Below are 16,865 nucleotides of genomic sequence, written 5' to 3' on the forward strand. Positions count from 1 at the left end.
TGCTAAAATTTTAATTATACATTTCTTAGTCTAGCATTCCAATGGGTGAAAAAAAGGACAAGATTCATCTCACTATTAATGAAGTCGGAGACTTCCTGGCAAAATTCTCTGAACATAGTGATCAGGTGTATTGGATTAGCAGCCCGGATTTCAAGAAAATTCAATACATTAGCCCTTCGTTTGAGCGCATCTGGGGACGCTCTCGCGAACAATTATACAATAATCCATCGATGTGGATGGATTTTCTTCATCCCGATGATGCGATGGATCATAATCCTATTTCCGAAATGGCTGAAAAAGTGAGCCGCCTGGGCGAGCGAGCCCGTTATTCGGAACATTATCGAATTATTCGTCCCGATGGTGAAATACGCTGGATTATTGATAATGGATTTCCATTATTTGATGAACAGGGGATTTGCTATGGCGTCACCGGGGTGGCCACGGACGTTACGGAAGATAATAAACGGGCCGAAGCATTGCGTGAGGCAAAGGAATTGGCAGAAGCCGCCAACATAGCCAAAGACGAGTTTCTCGCCAATATGAGCCATGACATTCGCACACCTATTACCGGCATAATCAGCATGTCTAACCTGCTTGAGGAAAATGCCAATACACAGGAAGAGATGCAATATTCTCGCTGGATACACGAAAGCGGTACCCAGTTGCTTGCATTACTTAACGGCGTTCTGGAAATTGTTTCTTCTGGAAACATTCAGGAAAAAGATCTGCATTATGAGCATTTCAGCCTGAGAAAATTAATTAAAGATATTGTCCAGCTGGAACAACCCTCTGTATTAATGCGAAAGCTTGAGTTTCTGGTTGATATCAAGCCAGATGTTCCTGACTGGTTTATCAGTGATCGCATTAAAATTCATCGCATTTTGCTGAATTTGCTGGGAAACGCCATTAAATTCACCCAGGAAGGTCATGTTGGAGTAAGTATTCAGAAGCTTTCAGAGGAAGAGAATAATGTAACTTTGGAGTTTTCGGTATTTGATTCAGGTTTAGGCATAAGCGAGGAGGCGCAAGCCAAGGTATTTGATCGGTTTTTTAAAGTAAACCCATCCAATAAAGCGCAATATCAGGGGCATGGGGTAGGTTTGCATATCGTGAAAACCTATGTGGAATTGCTGGGGGGGGAAATTAATTTAAGCAGTACTATTGGCAAGGGAACCCGATTTTACTTCAAACTTCCGATGGTGTTGGCAGAGCCTGATATCAGTTATGATGAAAAGTATCAGGATGACGAAAAATTAAATTCTGATCATGAAATATCAAATCATGAGGCGCGCTTATTGTTAGTCGAGGATAATCCGGTCGCATTAAAAACTGTGGAGATCATGGCGCAAAAATCCGGATGTCATTATCAGATTGCCACCTCTGGAGAAGAGGCATTGCAGCTTTTGCAGCAACAACCCTTTGATTTAATCATCAGCGATCTGGGTCTGCCAGGAATTTCGGGTCATGAAATGTTAAATAGACTGCGCGAACTTGAGCAGCAGGAGGGCCGGGCGGCCATTCCGTTTGTAGGCCTGACTGCGCAGTCTTTATCATCCAGTAATACCCTGAAGCTTCCTGCTGGAATGAATAAATTAATCAGTAAACCGGTGACTCTCCCTGCATTTCAAGGTCTTTTGAAAGAATTCATCGCAGAAGACAAATTCGTTCACCATGGCAGCGATAACAAGGAACTCCATTATTTCGCCTTGTCAGGTCATGCTTTATTTGATGAAACTATTGGTATCGCTAATCTGGGTGATTTTGCGACTTTACGTGAAATGCTCAGTTTATTGCTTGAAAAAGAATTACCTGCCATTGGAGAAGAATTAGCCAAAGCACATTCTGGACGAGATTGGCAGAAAGTAGCCAAACTGGCTCACAAACTGAAGAGCAGTGCGATGTATTGCGGAAATGTACGTTTGCAATGGGCTTGTCAGTGTTTGGAGGAGTATCATTTGTCAGGCCATACTGCATTACTGGAGCAGCTTTATCAGCAGTTGCTAACGGTTATAAATGATACGGCACAAACGATTAAAGAGAGACTTAGTCAATAGGATAGATATCAGGGTTACGCCCGCGTTTAATTTTTCGCGGGCTAAAGTTATCTGTCTAAATATGGTCTATGCCGGGTTTTTTAAACACAAAATTTTAAAATTAACTCATTGACCCTTTGCGCTTGCTCAAGAGGGCTGGAGTGAGCACCATGGACCTTCATAAACGCGGCATTAGGTAACATCCTCGCCAGGGCTTCGCTCTCTCCAGGTAAGGTGATGATATCCTCTTCTGCCGCAATAACCAGACTGGGAACATTTATTTCTCCCAGCCAGGCGGTGGAGTTAAATGTAGCAAGTGCTCTAAGCTGGCGTTGCTGATCCTCAATGGTTTGAGGAATGGGGTTATTTTTAAGCACCTCTTTAAATAATAAAATATTGTGTTCATTGCTTAAATAGGCATTGGAAAGAAACCAGGGCATTGCCAGATCCATAAACAAATCAAAGGATACCCCTTCTTTGCGGCAACGCAGCAAACCCTCCAGCGTTCTGATGGTCCGTTGATTGAAACGGGAAACGGTATTTAAAAGAATTAGTTTACCGATGCGATCGAGATAGTTTCGGGCGACAATCTGTGCAATAGCTCCCCCCATTGACTGACCCAGAATATGCGGCTTTAACAGCCCAAGTGCGTCAATCAATGCAATCACATCGGCTGCCATAGTCTCTAAAGTAAAAGGCTCTCCCTTATCTGTTGTTTCACCAATTCCCCGATTATCAAAAATGATGACCTGAAATTGGCTTGCCAGTTGCGGCAGCATAAGATTCCAGAAATTGTGATCGCCGGTGTACCCGGCAATCAATACCAGCGGTTGACCCTGTCCATGAATTTCATAGTAGGTTCTAATATTATTCCCTTGCAGTACTGGCATGATTACGTCCTGATCAATTCACTTTACCTGAGCTTAATGAAAATCAGGCAGGCAGTCAAAGTTAATTAAAACTCCAGAACGATTTGGCCTGCAGGTAAACGTCTCGTTGCTGTTTAAAATCCGTTGGCAATGCGTATTGATTATCTGCCATTAGATGCCCGAGGCGGCCTTGAAGCGCTGCCGCCAGTTCCCTGGGTGAAAAATTTTTATCAGTATTGGGTTTGTTCTCTATACAGGCAATCACTTTTTTTGCAGTTTCTATTTTTGTTGTTGCATCCATTCTGGAAAATAGCTTTGCCCAGAAGGAATTGTAATTCGATTGGAACCGTTTAACTTCGGCCTCTCGCTCGCTGATGTACTTGTTCAAAGCGCAGCACAGCCTTTGATCTGCCCGTTCAGGTTGAGAAGCTACGACAATAGAATCCGCAGGTTGCTCATAAAGCTGAGGTAAAGGGGGACAAGGGATTTCAGTAATTTTAGGTAATGTGGTTCTGCTGGCAATCAGTTGTTCGGTTTTTTGAAGAACTGTCTCTAGTAACTGTTCTTTTATAGTCTCGAAACTATTATCCGAAAATTGGAAAGGAGAACATTCGCCAAGTCCGAAAAGAGATCTTTCCTCGTTATTTATTGCAGCAAGCAGGGCAAAGTAGGCCCCTCTTATATAGTATTTTGCAACCTTGGGGCAACACTCTTTATCAAAATGGATATCGTTATCGAAATCTATCTGTTTAAAATCTTTACTAAGATCATAGAAGAATAAATGGGGAACTTGTTTTCTTTCACTGATAAGCCCTGGTTGGTCGCGCTGATGCTCGGGGGTTTCGGGGGTATCTTCAATAATCAGATTAAGACTGTCTCCAAGATTAGAGATATGCACGCAATGGGCAAGCAGACAAGCGATGTCATCCAGAAGCGGCTGCATTAACTGTAATAGATAAGCGGGATTTTCGGCATTTTCCCGATTTCCAAAAAGCATGGTACTGCCGAAATGTTGTGCATTCTTAGCGTCTCTGACTTGCTTGCCCTGCTTGAGCAGGCTGTCAAATGCCGTCATTTGCAGAACATATACATCGTGCCCGTCAATGCTTAACTTTACTTTTTGATAATCCTGAGTGCGTAAGCCTGTTTTGGCCAGATAATTAGAAAAAATAATTTCGTCATCAACTACCCAGTTCCATACTTTGGCAGCATAAGGCCCTACTCCGGTTGAACAGTTTAAAATTGAAAAGACCTTCCCATAATCCAATCGGTAGACTTGCTTTGTACCACCCTGACTTACAAAGTTATTTTCGTCTCCCTGGTAACGGCTTATATGCAGGCTATGTTTTTCTCCATCAATCAGGATCTCGACTGGATTAGAATCGTCTTCTCGATAAAGTAGGTTATGCCAGGCCCGCAAAGCGGTATTGGGGAAGTACTGGCGATTTTGGGTCAAGGGCATGATTAGGTTTGCTCTTTGATTATCTAAATAGTTCAATATTGTATCACTTGGGGGTGCTTAAATCAACTCGTTCAATTGGCTCAAAGCCTTTAAGACTGGAATAAAAATGAATCCTCCCTGATAATAATTATCTATCGCACTTGGAAATATAGGTATGAATTTATTTAATAAATTGATTGATTTGGAACTGGACGCCATGCAGTTTGGTTTTCGCTGGGATAATGCCCGGCAGATTCTTACGCAAGTTGAAAGCGAGTGTGTGGAAGTCAATCAATTGCTGGACCAGGACCATGGAGAAAATGATTTATTGCAATATGAAATCGGTGATCTGCTTCATGCGGTGTTATCGCTTTGCGTATATTGCGGCTATGATCCCGAATTAACCCTGGAAAAGAGTTTGAACAAGTTTGAGCAGCGCTTTTTAGTGGTCAAGCAATTAGCTAAAAGTCAGAATCTGAACAATCTTGACCATTTACCCTTTGAACAGTTAATGGCCTTGTGGAAAGAGGCAAAAGAACTGGCAGACAAAAAAAGTTAAAAACCATCTGGCTGAGCCCCTGATGCTGTCATTCCTGCTTTAATCCTCTGATTTTCACAAGAAAGTATTTGCTGATTTGGGCTACATTTTTCAACTATTTTGGGTAAAATTGCATCAAAAGATGTTGAGTTATTGATCATGAAAACTGGACCCACTATTAAAAATCGAGGCGCTTTGTCCAACCCGGAAGGGCGTTTCGCAAAAACAAGTCATGAATACTATGATGATGGATGGGACAGAGAGGAAGAAGCGCTGCCGCCGCTTGAGACTTTTTTATATCCTGAATCAGCAAAAACAATAATAAGCCGCAACGAATCCCCTGACATTGGTTTTGAACAGTCGATTAATCCATACCGGGGCTGCGAGCACGGGTGTATTTACTGTTATGCCAGACCCAGCCATGCCTATATGGATTTATCGCCCGGTTTAGATTTTGAGACCAAAATTTTCTACAAGCAGGATGCTGCCGAATTATTGCGAAAGGAAATCAATAAGGCAAACTACCAGTGTAAACCCATCGTGATTGGCGCAAACACAGATCCCTATCAGCCAGTTGAAGGGAAATTGAAAATAACCCGCAGCCTGTTAGAGGTTTTGCTTGAGCATCAGCATCCGGTGGTTTTAATTACTAAAAACTCGCTGCTGGAAAGAGATTTCGATCTGCTGGCAGCTATGGCGAAAAACAACCTGGCCAAAGTGGCGGTCAGTATTACTTCATTATCGACTGATCTTAAGCGCATCCTGGAGCCAAGAACCTCGGCACCTTCTGCAAGATTAAGGCTGGTGCAGGGTTTAGCGCAACATAATATCCCAGTGCAGGTGATGCTGGCACCCATAATTCCTATGGTCAATGACATGGAACTGGAGGGGATCCTCGAAGCGGTCAGCAGGGCTGGAGCGCGTAATGCTGCTTATGTACTGCTTCGATTACCTCACGAGGTTAAGGATTTGTTTAAGGAATGGCTTGGCAAGCATTTTCCAGAGCGTGCCGGGCACATTATGAGTTTAATTCGTCAGATGCGCGGCGGTAAAGAATATGATTCGACATTTGGCAGCCGTATGCGTGGAGAGGGGGAGTTTGCCAATTTGTTAAAGATGCGATTTCAGTTGGCTTGCAGGCGTTTTGGCTTAAATACTGAAAGGCAGATTGCTTTAAATACCAGTCAATTCCGCAAAAAGGAGCAGGGGCCAAGGCAGTTAAATTTATGGGATGAATTTTAGATAACCGGTTTTCTTTTTTAAGAATTATTGTGTGAATTTAGTTTAAATTATATCATTAAGCTGCGTGCAGGTAAGCGCGCAAAATGGATGATTAATTTGTTAGCATAGGAAGTGCTTTATGAAAACACACTCAACAAGAGCCAGAACGCTGGCTTTCGCCTTATTACAAGCCTTTTCAAAAGTGGGTAATCTTGTTCTCAAAGCGATAGCAACTTTCGCATCAGATAGCCGTTCAAGGAACTCTTATTATAATAAAAAAAGTAAGTTGCTTCGACCAAAACGCTGAAACAAAAACCCATAATTCCGCGTTTGCGGATAAGTGTCAACTTAAGAGAAAATCCCCTCTCCCAAGCTGGGAGAGGGCTAGGGCCACTGCCATTAAGTTAAGGAATCATTGTAGGTTGGGCCCTTGGCCCAACAAAGGGTTTGAACCACTCCAGAGCTCAAGGTTGTGCCAAGGGCACAACCTATATGCAATTGCAGAATTTCCTTAACTTAATGGCAATGCCCCCTGAGGGGAGAGAGGATTTTTAGCGACGCTTATGCGCGTTTCTGTAACAACACTGTATTAGGGATATAAGCTGTGACCGATGAATTTCTTGAAAACACAACCTTTGATGAATTATCCATAGGCCAGCAAGCCATGTTAAGCCGCAGGTTAACCCCTGAGGATATCGCTTTATTCGCAGCAGTTTCCGGCGATATCAATCCTGCTCATATGGATCCCGGATTTGCGCAAAATGATATATTTCATGGAATTGTCGGTCACGGTATGTGGACTGGCGGTTTGATCTCTGCTTTATTAGGTACCGCTTTACCAGGACCTGGTACCATTTACCTTGGTCAGGATCTTAAATTTAAGAATCCGGTACATCTGGGAGATACGGTCACCATTACAATTACTGTAATTGACAAGGAAAAAGACAGGCCAATTGTCCTCTTTAATTGTTTGGGAAAAAATGAGAAGGGAGACATCGTTATTGAGGGGCAGGCCCGGGTATTGGCTCCGACCAAAAAACTGAAGGTTGCCAAAACACGTTTGCCTGATATCGAAATTCACAACCATGACCGATTTGAACCAATCATCAAATCCTGCAAAAAGATTGGCCGCATTAACACTGTGGTCGTTCACCCGGTTAAAGCGAGCAGCATAGAGGCAATTGCTGATGCAGAACGGGCGGGATTGATCAGGCCTCTATTGGTTGGTCCTGTCGCTAAAATCAGGGCAGCAGGCAGTGAAGCCAATATTGATATCTCGCAATGGGAAATTATTGATTGCCCTCATAGTGATGCCGCAGCAGTCAGAGCCGCATCGCTTGCGGCGGAGGGTAAAGTTGATGCGATCATGAAGGGTTCTTTAGCGACTCATGAGTTGCTTGGCGCAATTGTACCTTCTTCTGCCAATTTGCGAACCAAATACCGTATTAGCCATGCCTATGTAATGGACGTTCCTTCTTATCATAAACCGTTGGTTATCACAGACGCTGCGATTAATATTTCGCCTACGGTATCAGAAAAAGCGGATATCTGCCAAAATGCCATCAATTTGTGGCGGGTTCTTTATGGAATGGATAAAAAACCCAAGGTGGCGATACTGGCAGCTACCGAGTTCGTTAATGTGAAGATGCAGGCCACCGTGGATGCGGCACTATTATGTAAAATGTCAGAAAGAGAACAAATTACTCAAGCTATACTGGATGGTCCTCTGGCTTTTGATAATGCGATTAACAAACAGGCCGCTATTGAAAAAAATATTATCTCCGAAGTGGCAGGGGATGCGGATATTCTGGTAGTACCTGATATTGAATCAGGGAATCTGCTTTCCAAACAGCTCACTTTTTTTGGACATGCTGATGCCGCAGGGCTTGTATTAGGCGCCAGAGTTCCAATTATTTTGACCAGCCGTGCTGATTCAATTCGTACACGACTGCTGTCCTGTGCACTGGCAGTAAAAATGGCTGCTGCTCGAAAAGAAGGTCTGATTAAATGAACCTGGCAATAAACAGCATCCTCGTATTAAATGTCGGATCTTCAAGCGTCAAATTTCAATTGTTTGTGGCTGATGAAAGCCTTGAATTGCTGGCCAGTGGCAAGGTTTTTAATATTGGCGGTAAGCCTGTGTTTGCAGCCCGGGTTGATGAAGGACCGTCAGAAAGTTTAAGTCTTGCGGAGAATATGGATCAGCGGCAAGCTGTGGAATACATTTTTAACTGGATAGAGCATCATGAATGCCAATGGAAAATTCTAACTGTAGCACATCGTATTGTTCATGGCGGTGAGCGTTATAAGCATTCAGTTCTTATTACCCCTGATGTTATTGATTATTTGAAAACGCTTTGTCCTTTGGCTCCTTTGCATCAGCCTTACAACATTGCCGGCGTGGAATACATCTACCAGCTTGGCAAGAGTGTTATACAAATCGCCTGTTTTGATACTGCCTTTCATGCCGGACATGAGCCATTATTTACTGAATATGCCCTGCCTGAAACCATTCGCCAGGCTGGAGTAAGGCGTTATGGATTTCATGGTCTTTCCTATGAATGGATCAGCTATTATCTCGATAAGCATCATAGTGCTCTGAATAAAGATTTGATTATCACCGCTCATTTGGGGAACGGGGCTAGTCTTTGTGCCATGTCCGGCGGCCGTAGTGTGGATACGACAATGGGATTGACCGCCCTTGATGGTTTGCCGATGGGTACGCGCTGCGGCAGTATTGATCCGGGTGTTATTCCTTATTTAGTCAGGCATTTTGGTTTTAGTATCGAGGAAGTGGAGTCGCTATTATATAGAGAGTCTGGCTTGAAAGGATTATCCGGTTGGACGAATGATGTTCAGTTGCTTGAGAAAAGCGAAGATAAAAAAGCGCAGTTTGCAATAGATTTCTTTTGCCTGAAAGTGGCGCAATATATGGCGATGATGGCTATCTCTTTGGGCGGGGTGGATCATATTATATTTACAGGAGGCATTGGTGAAAATTCGATGCCCGTCCGTAAAAAAATTCTGGATGCGATTCATTTTTTGCCTGTACGTTCTGTGCTGGTTATTTCAGCCAATGAAGAAAAAATGATGGCTTTACACAGCCTGGCCATACTGAATAAGGAGTCTTGAAAATGGGTTTAAAAGGATTAATTGTCGGCATAGCCAATGAATCATCAATTGCCTGGGGATGTGCAAAAGTATTGCATGAGGCCGGAGCAGAGCTGGCATTGACTTATCAGAATGAAAAAGCGAGAAAATATGTACAGCCTTTGGCTGAGAAAGTGAAGGCCCCCATTTTTATGCCTCTTGATGTCTGTAACGAAGAGGAAACCACAGCTCTTTTTGAAACAATTCATAAACAATGGGGAAAGCTGGATTTTCTGATTCATTCCATCGCCTTTGCCCCAAAATCAGATTTGCAGGGGCGAGTGGTCGATTGCTCCAAAGAGGGTTTTTTATTGGCAATGGACATTTCCTGTCATTCACTGATTCGTCTTTCCAAAGCGGTGGAGCCTCTGATGAGTCATGGCGGATCGATAATTACCATGAGTTATTATGGTTCCGAAAAAGTAATTAAAAATTACAATCTGATGGGGCCGGTGAAGGCCGCTTTAGAAGCGACCGTGCGTTATCTGGCAATTGACCTCGGGCAGGAGAAAATCAGGATTAATGCCATTTCTCCCGGTCCGATAATGACGCGTGCAGCCTCTGGTCTGGAACATTTTGATCAGCTTATGGAAAAAGCAGCAAAAGAGGCACCCCTTAATCAATTAGTCACTATTGAGTCAGTAGGGGAGATGGCTGCTTTTCTGGTATCAGATAAGGCGGCTCACATCACCGGGCAGGTTCTGTATGTCGATGGGGGCTATAACATTTGCGGCTAGCTGGTTTCTGCGATGCGATTATCATCAGGTTGAGGTTTAACCGGGGTTATTTTTTTTAGTTAACTGCTCGGTTACCTCTTCTTCAGTTTTTTTGCGATCGCCTTCTTTAAATAGTGAAAAATAATTCTTTACGACCACTCCCGGGCTGGTGATGAAATTGGAAGAGTCCTTCTGGCCAATACTCATTACCAGGCTTGCGGCTTCTATTGCGGATAGTTTGCCATTCATAAAATCCTGAATGGCTTCATACTGTTCAGAGGCGCGCCTGGGGAGTTTATAAGGTTTTCCGTCGATGGTTATTTCATAACGGCTATTCCGAACTCCCCAGCCCTTTTGACTTAGGGTCGTGGTAATGAGGATTTGCATCAATGCTGCCAGAAATACCTCTGCTCTTGCTTCCAATAATTTATTTTTAAGTGAATTATTCTGAATTTCCGGTGCGATTGCACTGGCCAGTCGATAGGCATTGTTTAATGATATTTTGTTTTCAGCGTTGAGATTAGACCCAAGGCAGAAAGAAAACATGCTGTCACAAAGGGTGATAAAATGTTCCGCCAGGCAAGAAACCGTTTTTTCCCATAGGGCGTGGGCTTCGGAACTTTTCAGTTCCTGGATAAGATGTTTAACACCATTCTCCTTTTCAGACTGTAAGGTCTGGTAAAGGGCATCAATAATCAAATGATGATAAAGATTTTCCAGTGAGCGAGTTTCTTTAGGAAATGGATTGGGGATTCCCGTCGCTGCGGACATTTGTGTGCGACTCAATAATTCCAGAATAAGTCTGGATTTATCAAGTAATTTTGTCTTTCCTACGAATCCATTTAAAAAATCTGTTGAATGGGCAAGCGCTGTCAGTTCCATTATTAAACTGGAAAAATGAGGCAAGTCTCTTTGACGTATTTCTTTGCGCCGCTGTTCCTGCTGATTAATCGATTCAAGAACCTGCCGATAATCGATACTTTTCTGCGAGCTAAATAACTCAAGATCCCGGGGTTCATACTCTGCTACACATTGTTCATCGGGTTTTGTGTCCAAGCTGGATAGTCTTAGGTCAATTGCTTTTTCCAAAGAGACACTATCTTTAAGCAGGGCTGTGAGATCAAGACCATCGAATGCTTCTTTTATCAGGGATTGTATATTGAAGAATTTCTGAAAAGGACCCGGCTGCAGCGCGGCAATTAATCGCTCAGGTGTTTGAAGCTCTGAACTGATAGTGTAAACGATAGCATCTGTATATAATTTTTCTTTATCGGACAGATTTTCAATTTGAGAATCAGTAAAGATCATACTTAGATTGCTTTTCAAGCTATCGTTATTCAATTCTACCTTGAATCCAGCGTTTCTCACCGCATCGACCTGAATATTCCCATTTTGATCCAGAGTATCCCATAGGCTTAATGTGGATAAAGAAACAAAGCCATCCAGAAATTCGGCATCCTCATATCCCGATTTGACGCCAGGCGATTTGACGCGGCCATTGCGAAATACCGCAATATCTAAAGCTTCTTCATCCCTGAGCAGTTTTTTTAAAGCCATTAAAGCTTCCATAAGAAGCTTGTTTTTACTCAACTGTAGCTCCATACCCCGGTTCCCTTTTTAAGGATATACAAATTAATATAACATAAAGGCTAATATTTTTCCTCTCTGAGCCTGTTTTGTTCTTTCTTGATGAGCTGTTGATAAATTTCTCACAAGCCGGGTTTTGGTAAAACTGACAAGCTATACACACAGTTACCCACAGATTTTGTGGATAACATAGAAAAAGAAAGTGTTTTATCGTAAATTAGAAATAACTTCGATTATTAGAATGATTATGGAGTCTTTTCGATCTTTCTTTGGTGTAGGGATAAACGGCCAGGTTCAGGAAGAGCTGGCTCTATTGATTAGCAGGATGCAGAAGCATTCACATGCTTCTTCAGTAAAATGGACATTAAAGGAAAATTTGCATGTGACTTTGCAGTTTGTGCAAAAAATGAATTGCAGGGATATACCGTTACTAGCGAAGACTTTAACAGCTGAGCTTAGCTGTGAACCGTTTCCCATAGAATTTGGAGACTTTCTGTATTTCCCTAATCCTGCTTATCCCAAGGTGCTATCGCTTAAAGTAGAGCCGAATGAAACGCTCGCTATGTTATCCCGAATAATCGGAGAGGCGTTAAACCACTTGGGTTATTCCACTGAGTCTCGGGCTTATACAGCGCATGTGACTTTAGGTCGAATTCGGGATAACGCATGGAATCGACAGTTTGAGGAACACGTCTTTTTGCCAGTTTTTACCCCGATGAATGTCAGTGAGATCACTCTTTTCGAAAGCCAATCCATCAGTGGAGGAGTGCGCTATACCCCAGTGATGAAATGGCCTTTGAATAATGCGCGATGAAAACCTATCCCATTTTTTTCAACAATTCTCCTAATTCAATCGGCATTGGAAAAACGATAGTCGAGGTGTTGCCGCCCGCGAGAGCAGATAAGGTTTGCAAATAACGAAGTTGCATGGCTTGAGGTTGTTCTGCTAAAACTTTCGCTGCCTGCATTAATTTTTCAGAGGCCTGAAGTTCTCCTTCGGCATGAATTACTTTAGCACGTCTGTCTCGTTCAGCCTCCGCTTGTTTGGCAATCGCTCTGATCATGCTTTCATCCAAATCAACATGCTTAATTTCTACATTGGAAACTTTAATTCCCCAGCCATCGGTTTGGCTATCCAGGATTTTTTGAATGTCACTGTTTAATTGCTCACGTTCAGCCAGCATCTCATCCAGCTCATGCTGCCCGAGCACTGAACGCAGCGTGGTCTGGGCCAACTGACTGGTCGCTTCAAAATAATTTTCAACCTGTATAATCGCTTTTTCCGGTTCGACAACGCGAAAATAAAGCACTGCATTGACGCGCACCGACACATTGTCACGCGATATCACATCCTGGCTGGGAACGTCCATTACAACTGTACGCAAATCCACGCGCACCATTTGCTGCACGCCAGGAAGAACCAGAATAAGCCCCGGCCCTTTAACACTCCAGAAACGCCCCAGTTGAAAAATTACGCCGCGCTCATATTCCCGCAGAACACGAAAACTTGAAATAATGATAATAATAATGAATGCAATCAAAAAACCTAAAAATGAGCTCATGATTAATTTTCTCCCTGATGACTGATCTCTTTCCCTGAATCTATTTCTTCCACTTCCAGATTTAATCCCTCTGCTTTAATAACTCTAACCGGCTTATCGGCAGTGATTGGCTTCATAGAACTCACGCTCCATATTTCACCCCTTATAATAGCTTGTCCTTTTAAATTAATATCATTGAGTGCTCGACCTTCGGCGTTAAGTAGTATGGATAGTCCATTCTGAACGGTTTTGCGGCGCGACTGAATCGCCATTCCCAACAAGGTAAACATGGCAATAATATTGGCCGCAGCCATAGACCAGATGGCTGAGCGGGCAATCTGATAGGATTGGTGCTCGGTATCAATGAGTAAAATTGAGCCGGCGATAAAGGCGATAGTTCCACCAATCCCAAGAATTCCAAAGCTTGAGGTAAACGCTTCGGTAATAATAAAACCAATACCAATGACCATTAAAGCCAGACCGGCGTAATTAACAGGCAGCAATTGCAGACCATAGAGGGCAATAATCATTGAAATGGAACCTATAACCCCTGGCAAAACAAATCCAGGGTTTACCAGCTCAAAAAAAATGCCGTATATTCCTAGCAGTAGCAGCAGATAGGCAATGGTGGGCTCGGTGATAATCAATAACAATTTCATACGCCAGTCGGGATTCATTGCGGTGATTTCAGGATGTTCTGTATCAATCTGAATGGTCAACCCTCCCTGACTGACAGTTTTTCCATTGATTTTTTCCAGTAAATCGTACGGGGTATCCGCAATAATATCAATTACGCCTTTTTTCATTGCCTCATTGGCTGTCAACGTCGAGGCGGCAATGACCGCCTGCTCGGCAAACAGTGAATTTCTTCCTCGCAACTGCGCTAATGAGCGTATATAGGCTACGCTGTCATTAGTAACTTTTTTGTCCATTACCCCGGACTTCTCATTGCCGCTTAAATTTACCGGACTTGCGGCACCGAGATTGGTTCCTGGTGCCATTGCCGCAATCGTGCTCGCATAAAGCAAAAAGGTACCCGCACTGGCAGCGCGCGCACCTTTTGGATAAACGTAAGTGACCACGGGTACTTTGGAGGCGAGAATGTCTTGAATGATGAGACGGGTTGATTTGTCGAGCCCGCCCGGAGTATCAAGAATAATCAGAATTAGACTGGCATTTTGTGCGGCAGCGATCCCACGACTCAAATAATCCGCAGTAGCCGGCCCTATGCTGCCCTTAACTGTAAATTGAATGACTTTCCCCGCTTGTGCAAAGCCACAGACTGATATCAGAATCAAAGCTGTTAGATAGTTCATTGCACAGCGTTTCATGCCCGTAATCGCTCTGTAAAAGTCCATTCTTAAAGAATAGCAGCAGAATGGAGAGAGCAGGTTACAAGAGCGATACCGGAAGTTTATGGAGTGCTTTAAAAAGAAGAAGTGCGCTGATGCAGTTGTCCATTTAAATGAAGGAGTTCCATTGCGGTAGAACCGATTTGCTGTAAGGCGGTTTTGGCATGATCAAAGTGCTGGTTTATCTGTTCGAGCAATCCTTTCTGGGGATAAAGCTGCGCGTAGGTAACTTTATCATTAGCCAAATCAGAGGCTCGGCCTTTGCCAAGATGTTCTATCGAAGCGTAGGCATCCAGGTAGTCATCCTGCATTTGAAAGACCAGACCGAGATGGTTGCCATAAAGACGCAGATTTCTGATTTCTTCATGGCTGGGGCTTCCCGCAGCCAATGCCATATTAATGCAGGAGAGAATTAATTTACCTGTCTTCAACTGATGAATTTTTTTCAAAGTATGTTCATCAATACTGCTGTTACTCAGTTCAGAGAGATCCAGACTTTGCCCGCTCACCATACCGGTAGGACCGCTGGCGTGTACTAATTCTCTGGTGATTTCAATCACCTTGGCAGGTGCAAGGATATCGGTCAGTTTGCTTAGCAGGATTTCAATTGCAAGTGCTTGCATGCCATCGCCGACCAGAATGGCTGTTGCTTCATCAAAGGCGCGGTGACAGCTTGGTTTCCCTCGGCGCATGTCGTCATTATCCATTGCGGGCAAGTCATCGTGAACCAGTGAATAGCAATGGGTCAGTTCAACTGCTGCCGCGATATAGTCGAGTGCTGCCAGTGGTGCCCGAACCATTTCACCGCAAAGATAAACCAGAACCGGCCTTAGCCGCTTACCACCGGGAAACAAGGAATAAGCAATGGCTTCTTTTAACCGGGAGGCAGGAATGTCGAGTTCAGACAGCAGTTGCAATAAGACCATCTCGTGGCGGTCAATAAGGGCATTTACTTTCTCATTATTCATTGGAAGGCTCACCGGTTTCCATTGTATTCATGCGCAACATTTCAATTTTCTGCTCAGCCTGGGTCAGTACTTCCTGACATTTACGAGCCAGTTGGATGCCTTTCTCATATTGCTTTAGTGAATCTTCCAGCATCAAATCTCCACGCTCAAGCTGCCTGACGATTTCTTCGAGTTCCTGCATGGATTTTTCAAAATGAATGGTTTCAGACATAAGGGTTTCCAGAGGGGCAGAACGTTGCGAGTATACTGCCTGTGCACAAAGTTGCAATATTATATCTGAAATTGCAGAGTAGAGCCTATTTTATTTTTTAATGCGGGCCAAAACCTGGGCTGTCTCGAAGCTCAGGTATGATATTTGAGCCACAGCGGCAGTATTTTGTTAAGATAAACCATAAATTTCCAAAGGCCCACCTGCGCCTCAACGCTGCCATAAGGATCGGCTTTTAATTCAGGATAAGCGATACCCAGACCAAATAATCCTGGACCAATAATACCAAGATGAGGATTGTATTGGACCTGATCATAATCACCGATAATCAGATTTTTCCGCGTTTCAAAGCCCACGGCATAGATGACCTGATGGCATTGCGGGAGATAGCGGGCCAGATTGTGTTCATTGATAATATATCGGGAAAGACTGGCTGGCAGTTCTCCATCAATGTTCTCGCGTGCCCAGTTCGCCGTTTGACCTTTTAAACCGGTATTATCAAATAAAATCCAGTCGCCCATATTGATGGCATATCGGCAGGGGGAGCGGTAGAAATTGATAATTTTTTCCACGCCAAGTTCAACCAGATGGCGCAGGATAATGATGGCCGAGTGAGAGGAGCCAAACACTCCATAGCAATGGTCTCTGCTTATTGTCTGGGCTAATTTCTGCTTATCAATGGCTATTTCAAAAGGCAGTACGTCTACACCAGGATAGTTTAGTGAAGAGGGCAGAGCACCGGTCGCTAAAATGACATTCGCAGCTTTATATTCATTTTCTCCAGTAGTCAAAGTCCATTGCCGCCCTGATAGATTGATCTGCTGCACTGATTCCTGCCGAGACGTAGTGGATTGACGTAAATGATTGCTCACCCATTGTAAGGGTTTGACGATATAGTCAAGCTTGCAAGTCTCCTCGGGAGGCAGTCTCAGTAACTCAAATTGTTCTGCGGCTTCATTGAATTTAAAGGAGTGGGCATCTTTTAGAAAATCCACAAAAAGCGAAACGCGGGTATTACTGGATACCTCACTCCAGTATTGTCCCAGATCACCCACTTTAAAGGCAGGATCAATCCAGAGGATTTCACGCGCCGGTATACCCTGGTCGATGAGTTTTCCTACCGCTGCAATTCCTGCGGGCCCAGCCCCTGTGACTGCCCATTGAAATACTTCTGCACTCATTGTCGACATAGCCTCGATTAGATTTTCAGGATAAGATTACCCAGTTTGTTACATTATGCA

At 43.6% G+C, this 16,865-nt stretch carries 16 protein-coding genes; 8 read left to right on the plus strand and 8 right to left on the minus strand.

The annotated features are described in order from the left end of the window. Positions 1 to 41: 41 nt before the first annotated feature. Entirely contained in the window at positions 42 to 2,054 is a 2,013-nt protein-coding gene (locus LXA66_RS12350; RefSeq protein WP_233013393.1) for a PAS domain-containing hybrid sensor histidine kinase/response regulator, read from the plus strand. An 80-nt stretch (positions 2,055 to 2,134) separates the two neighbouring features. On the opposite strand, the gene LXA66_RS12355 is transcribed toward LXA66_RS12350, so the two are convergent. After that, positions 2,135 to 2,923: an alpha/beta fold hydrolase gene (locus LXA66_RS12355; RefSeq protein WP_233013394.1), complete on the minus strand. Its 789-nt coding sequence runs from the start codon at positions 2,921 to 2,923 to the stop codon at positions 2,135 to 2,137. Positions 2,924 to 2,984: 61 nt separating this feature from the next. After that, entirely contained in the window at positions 2,985 to 4,400 is a 1,416-nt protein-coding gene (locus LXA66_RS12360; protein ID WP_233013395.1) for a hypothetical protein, read from the minus strand. Between the two features lie 118 nt (positions 4,401 to 4,518). Between LXA66_RS12360 and LXA66_RS12365 the strand changes: the two genes are divergently transcribed. The 6 genes from LXA66_RS12365 to fabI all read left to right on the plus strand — a co-directional run bounded on the left by LXA66_RS12365 (position 4,519) and on the right by fabI (position 9,989). After that, positions 4,519 to 4,902: a nucleoside triphosphate hydrolase gene (locus tag LXA66_RS12365; protein ID WP_233013396.1), complete on the plus strand. Its 384-nt coding sequence runs from the start codon at positions 4,519 to 4,521 to the stop codon at positions 4,900 to 4,902. A gap of 138 nt (positions 4,903 to 5,040) precedes the next feature. Beyond that, positions 5,041 to 6,123, plus strand: coding sequence for a PA0069 family radical SAM protein (locus LXA66_RS12370; protein WP_233013397.1), 1,083 nt, complete (start codon positions 5,041 to 5,043; stop codon positions 6,121 to 6,123). A gap of 118 nt (positions 6,124 to 6,241) precedes the next feature. Next, entirely contained in the window at positions 6,242 to 6,409 is a 168-nt protein-coding gene (locus LXA66_RS12375; protein WP_172458318.1) for a hypothetical protein, read from the plus strand. Positions 6,410 to 6,706: 297 nt separating this feature from the next. Next, positions 6,707 to 8,113, plus strand: coding sequence for a bifunctional enoyl-CoA hydratase/phosphate acetyltransferase (locus LXA66_RS12380; protein WP_233013398.1), 1,407 nt, complete (start codon positions 6,707 to 6,709; stop codon positions 8,111 to 8,113). Beyond that, complete coding sequence (locus LXA66_RS12385) at positions 8,110 to 9,234, plus strand: acetate/propionate family kinase (RefSeq protein WP_370637262.1); 1,125 nt, start codon at positions 8,110 to 8,112, stop codon at positions 9,232 to 9,234. The genes LXA66_RS12380 and LXA66_RS12385 overlap by 4 nt, the downstream gene beginning before the upstream one ends. A gap of 2 nt (positions 9,235 to 9,236) precedes the next feature. Further along, positions 9,237 to 9,989, plus strand: a complete 753-nt coding sequence (gene fabI / locus LXA66_RS12390; protein WP_233013399.1) for an enoyl-ACP reductase FabI — start codon at positions 9,237 to 9,239, stop codon at positions 9,987 to 9,989. 36 nt (positions 9,990 to 10,025) lie between these two features. On the opposite strand, the gene LXA66_RS12395 is transcribed toward fabI, so the two are convergent. Further along, positions 10,026 to 11,570, minus strand: a complete 1,545-nt coding sequence (locus LXA66_RS12395) for a hypothetical protein (RefSeq protein WP_233013400.1) — start codon at positions 11,568 to 11,570, stop codon at positions 10,026 to 10,028. Between the two features lie 232 nt (positions 11,571 to 11,802). On the opposite strand from LXA66_RS12395, the gene thpR reads away from it, so the two are divergent. After that, entirely contained in the window at positions 11,803 to 12,369 is a 567-nt protein-coding gene (thpR, locus tag LXA66_RS12400) for an RNA 2',3'-cyclic phosphodiesterase (protein WP_233013401.1), read from the plus strand. 4 nt (positions 12,370 to 12,373) lie between these two features. Here thpR and LXA66_RS12405 read toward each other — a convergent pair whose 3' ends face one another. The 5 genes from LXA66_RS12405 to LXA66_RS12425 all read right to left on the minus strand — a co-directional run bounded on the left by LXA66_RS12405 (position 12,374) and on the right by LXA66_RS12425 (position 16,805). Further along, positions 12,374 to 13,117, minus strand: a complete 744-nt coding sequence (locus LXA66_RS12405) for a slipin family protein (protein ID WP_133139634.1) — start codon at positions 13,115 to 13,117, stop codon at positions 12,374 to 12,376. Positions 13,118 to 13,119: 2 nt separating this feature from the next. Continuing rightward, entirely contained in the window at positions 13,120 to 14,427 is a 1,308-nt protein-coding gene (locus tag LXA66_RS12410) for a nodulation protein NfeD (RefSeq protein ID WP_370637263.1), read from the minus strand. Between the two features lie 95 nt (positions 14,428 to 14,522). Next, positions 14,523 to 15,416: a polyprenyl synthetase family protein gene (locus LXA66_RS12415; protein WP_233013403.1), complete on the minus strand. Its 894-nt coding sequence runs from the start codon at positions 15,414 to 15,416 to the stop codon at positions 14,523 to 14,525. After that, a complete protein-coding gene (locus LXA66_RS12420) occupies positions 15,409 to 15,627 on the minus strand; it encodes an exodeoxyribonuclease VII small subunit (protein WP_058506396.1) in 219 nt (72 codons plus the stop codon). Before LXA66_RS12420 ends, LXA66_RS12415 begins: the two co-directional genes overlap by 8 nt. Positions 15,628 to 15,758: 131 nt before the next feature. After that, positions 15,759 to 16,805, minus strand: a complete 1,047-nt coding sequence (locus LXA66_RS12425) for an NAD(P)-binding domain-containing protein (RefSeq protein ID WP_233013404.1) — start codon at positions 16,803 to 16,805, stop codon at positions 15,759 to 15,761. Positions 16,806 to 16,865 lie beyond the last annotated feature (60 nt).

This window comes from Legionella sp. 16cNR16C (assembly GCF_021297775.1).
Taxonomy (GTDB): Bacteria; Pseudomonadota; Gammaproteobacteria; order Legionellales; family Legionellaceae; genus Legionella_C; species Legionella_C quinlivanii_A.

Bases quoted from the DNA above. Each gene is read 5' to 3' on its own strand.
- LXA66_RS12350 (WP_233013393.1), top strand. From the start codon at position 42: ATGGGTGAAAAAAAGGACAAGATTCATCTCACTATTAATGAAGTCGGA.
- LXA66_RS12355 (WP_233013394.1), bottom strand. From the start codon at position 2,923: ATGCCAGTACTGCAAGGGAATAATATTAGAACCTACTATGAAATTCAT.
- LXA66_RS12365 (WP_233013396.1), top strand. From the start codon at position 4,519: ATGAATTTATTTAATAAATTGATTGATTTGGAACTGGACGCCATGCAG.
- LXA66_RS12370 (WP_233013397.1), top strand. From the start codon at position 5,041: ATGAAAACTGGACCCACTATTAAAAATCGAGGCGCTTTGTCCAACCCG.
- LXA66_RS12375 (WP_172458318.1), top strand. From the start codon at position 6,242: ATGAAAACACACTCAACAAGAGCCAGAACGCTGGCTTTCGCCTTATTA.
- LXA66_RS12385 (WP_370637262.1), top strand. From the start codon at position 8,110: ATGAACCTGGCAATAAACAGCATCCTCGTATTAAATGTCGGATCTTCA.
- fabI (WP_233013399.1), top strand. From the start codon at position 9,237: ATGGGTTTAAAAGGATTAATTGTCGGCATAGCCAATGAATCATCAATT.
- LXA66_RS12395 (WP_233013400.1), bottom strand. From the start codon at position 11,570: ATGGAGCTACAGTTGAGTAAAAACAAGCTTCTTATGGAAGCTTTAATG.
- thpR (WP_233013401.1), top strand. From the start codon at position 11,803: ATGGAGTCTTTTCGATCTTTCTTTGGTGTAGGGATAAACGGCCAGGTT.
- LXA66_RS12405 (WP_133139634.1), bottom strand. From the start codon at position 13,117: ATGAGCTCATTTTTAGGTTTTTTGATTGCATTCATTATTATTATCATT.
- LXA66_RS12410 (WP_370637263.1), bottom strand. From the start codon at position 14,427: ATGAAACGCTGTGCAATGAACTATCTAACAGCTTTGATTCTGATATCA.
- LXA66_RS12415 (WP_233013403.1), bottom strand. From the start codon at position 15,416: ATGAATAATGAGAAAGTAAATGCCCTTATTGACCGCCACGAGATGGTC.
- LXA66_RS12420 (WP_058506396.1), bottom strand. From the start codon at position 15,627: ATGTCTGAAACCATTCATTTTGAAAAATCCATGCAGGAACTCGAAGAA.
- LXA66_RS12425 (WP_233013404.1), bottom strand. From the start codon at position 16,805: ATGAGTGCAGAAGTATTTCAATGGGCAGTCACAGGGGCTGGGCCCGCA.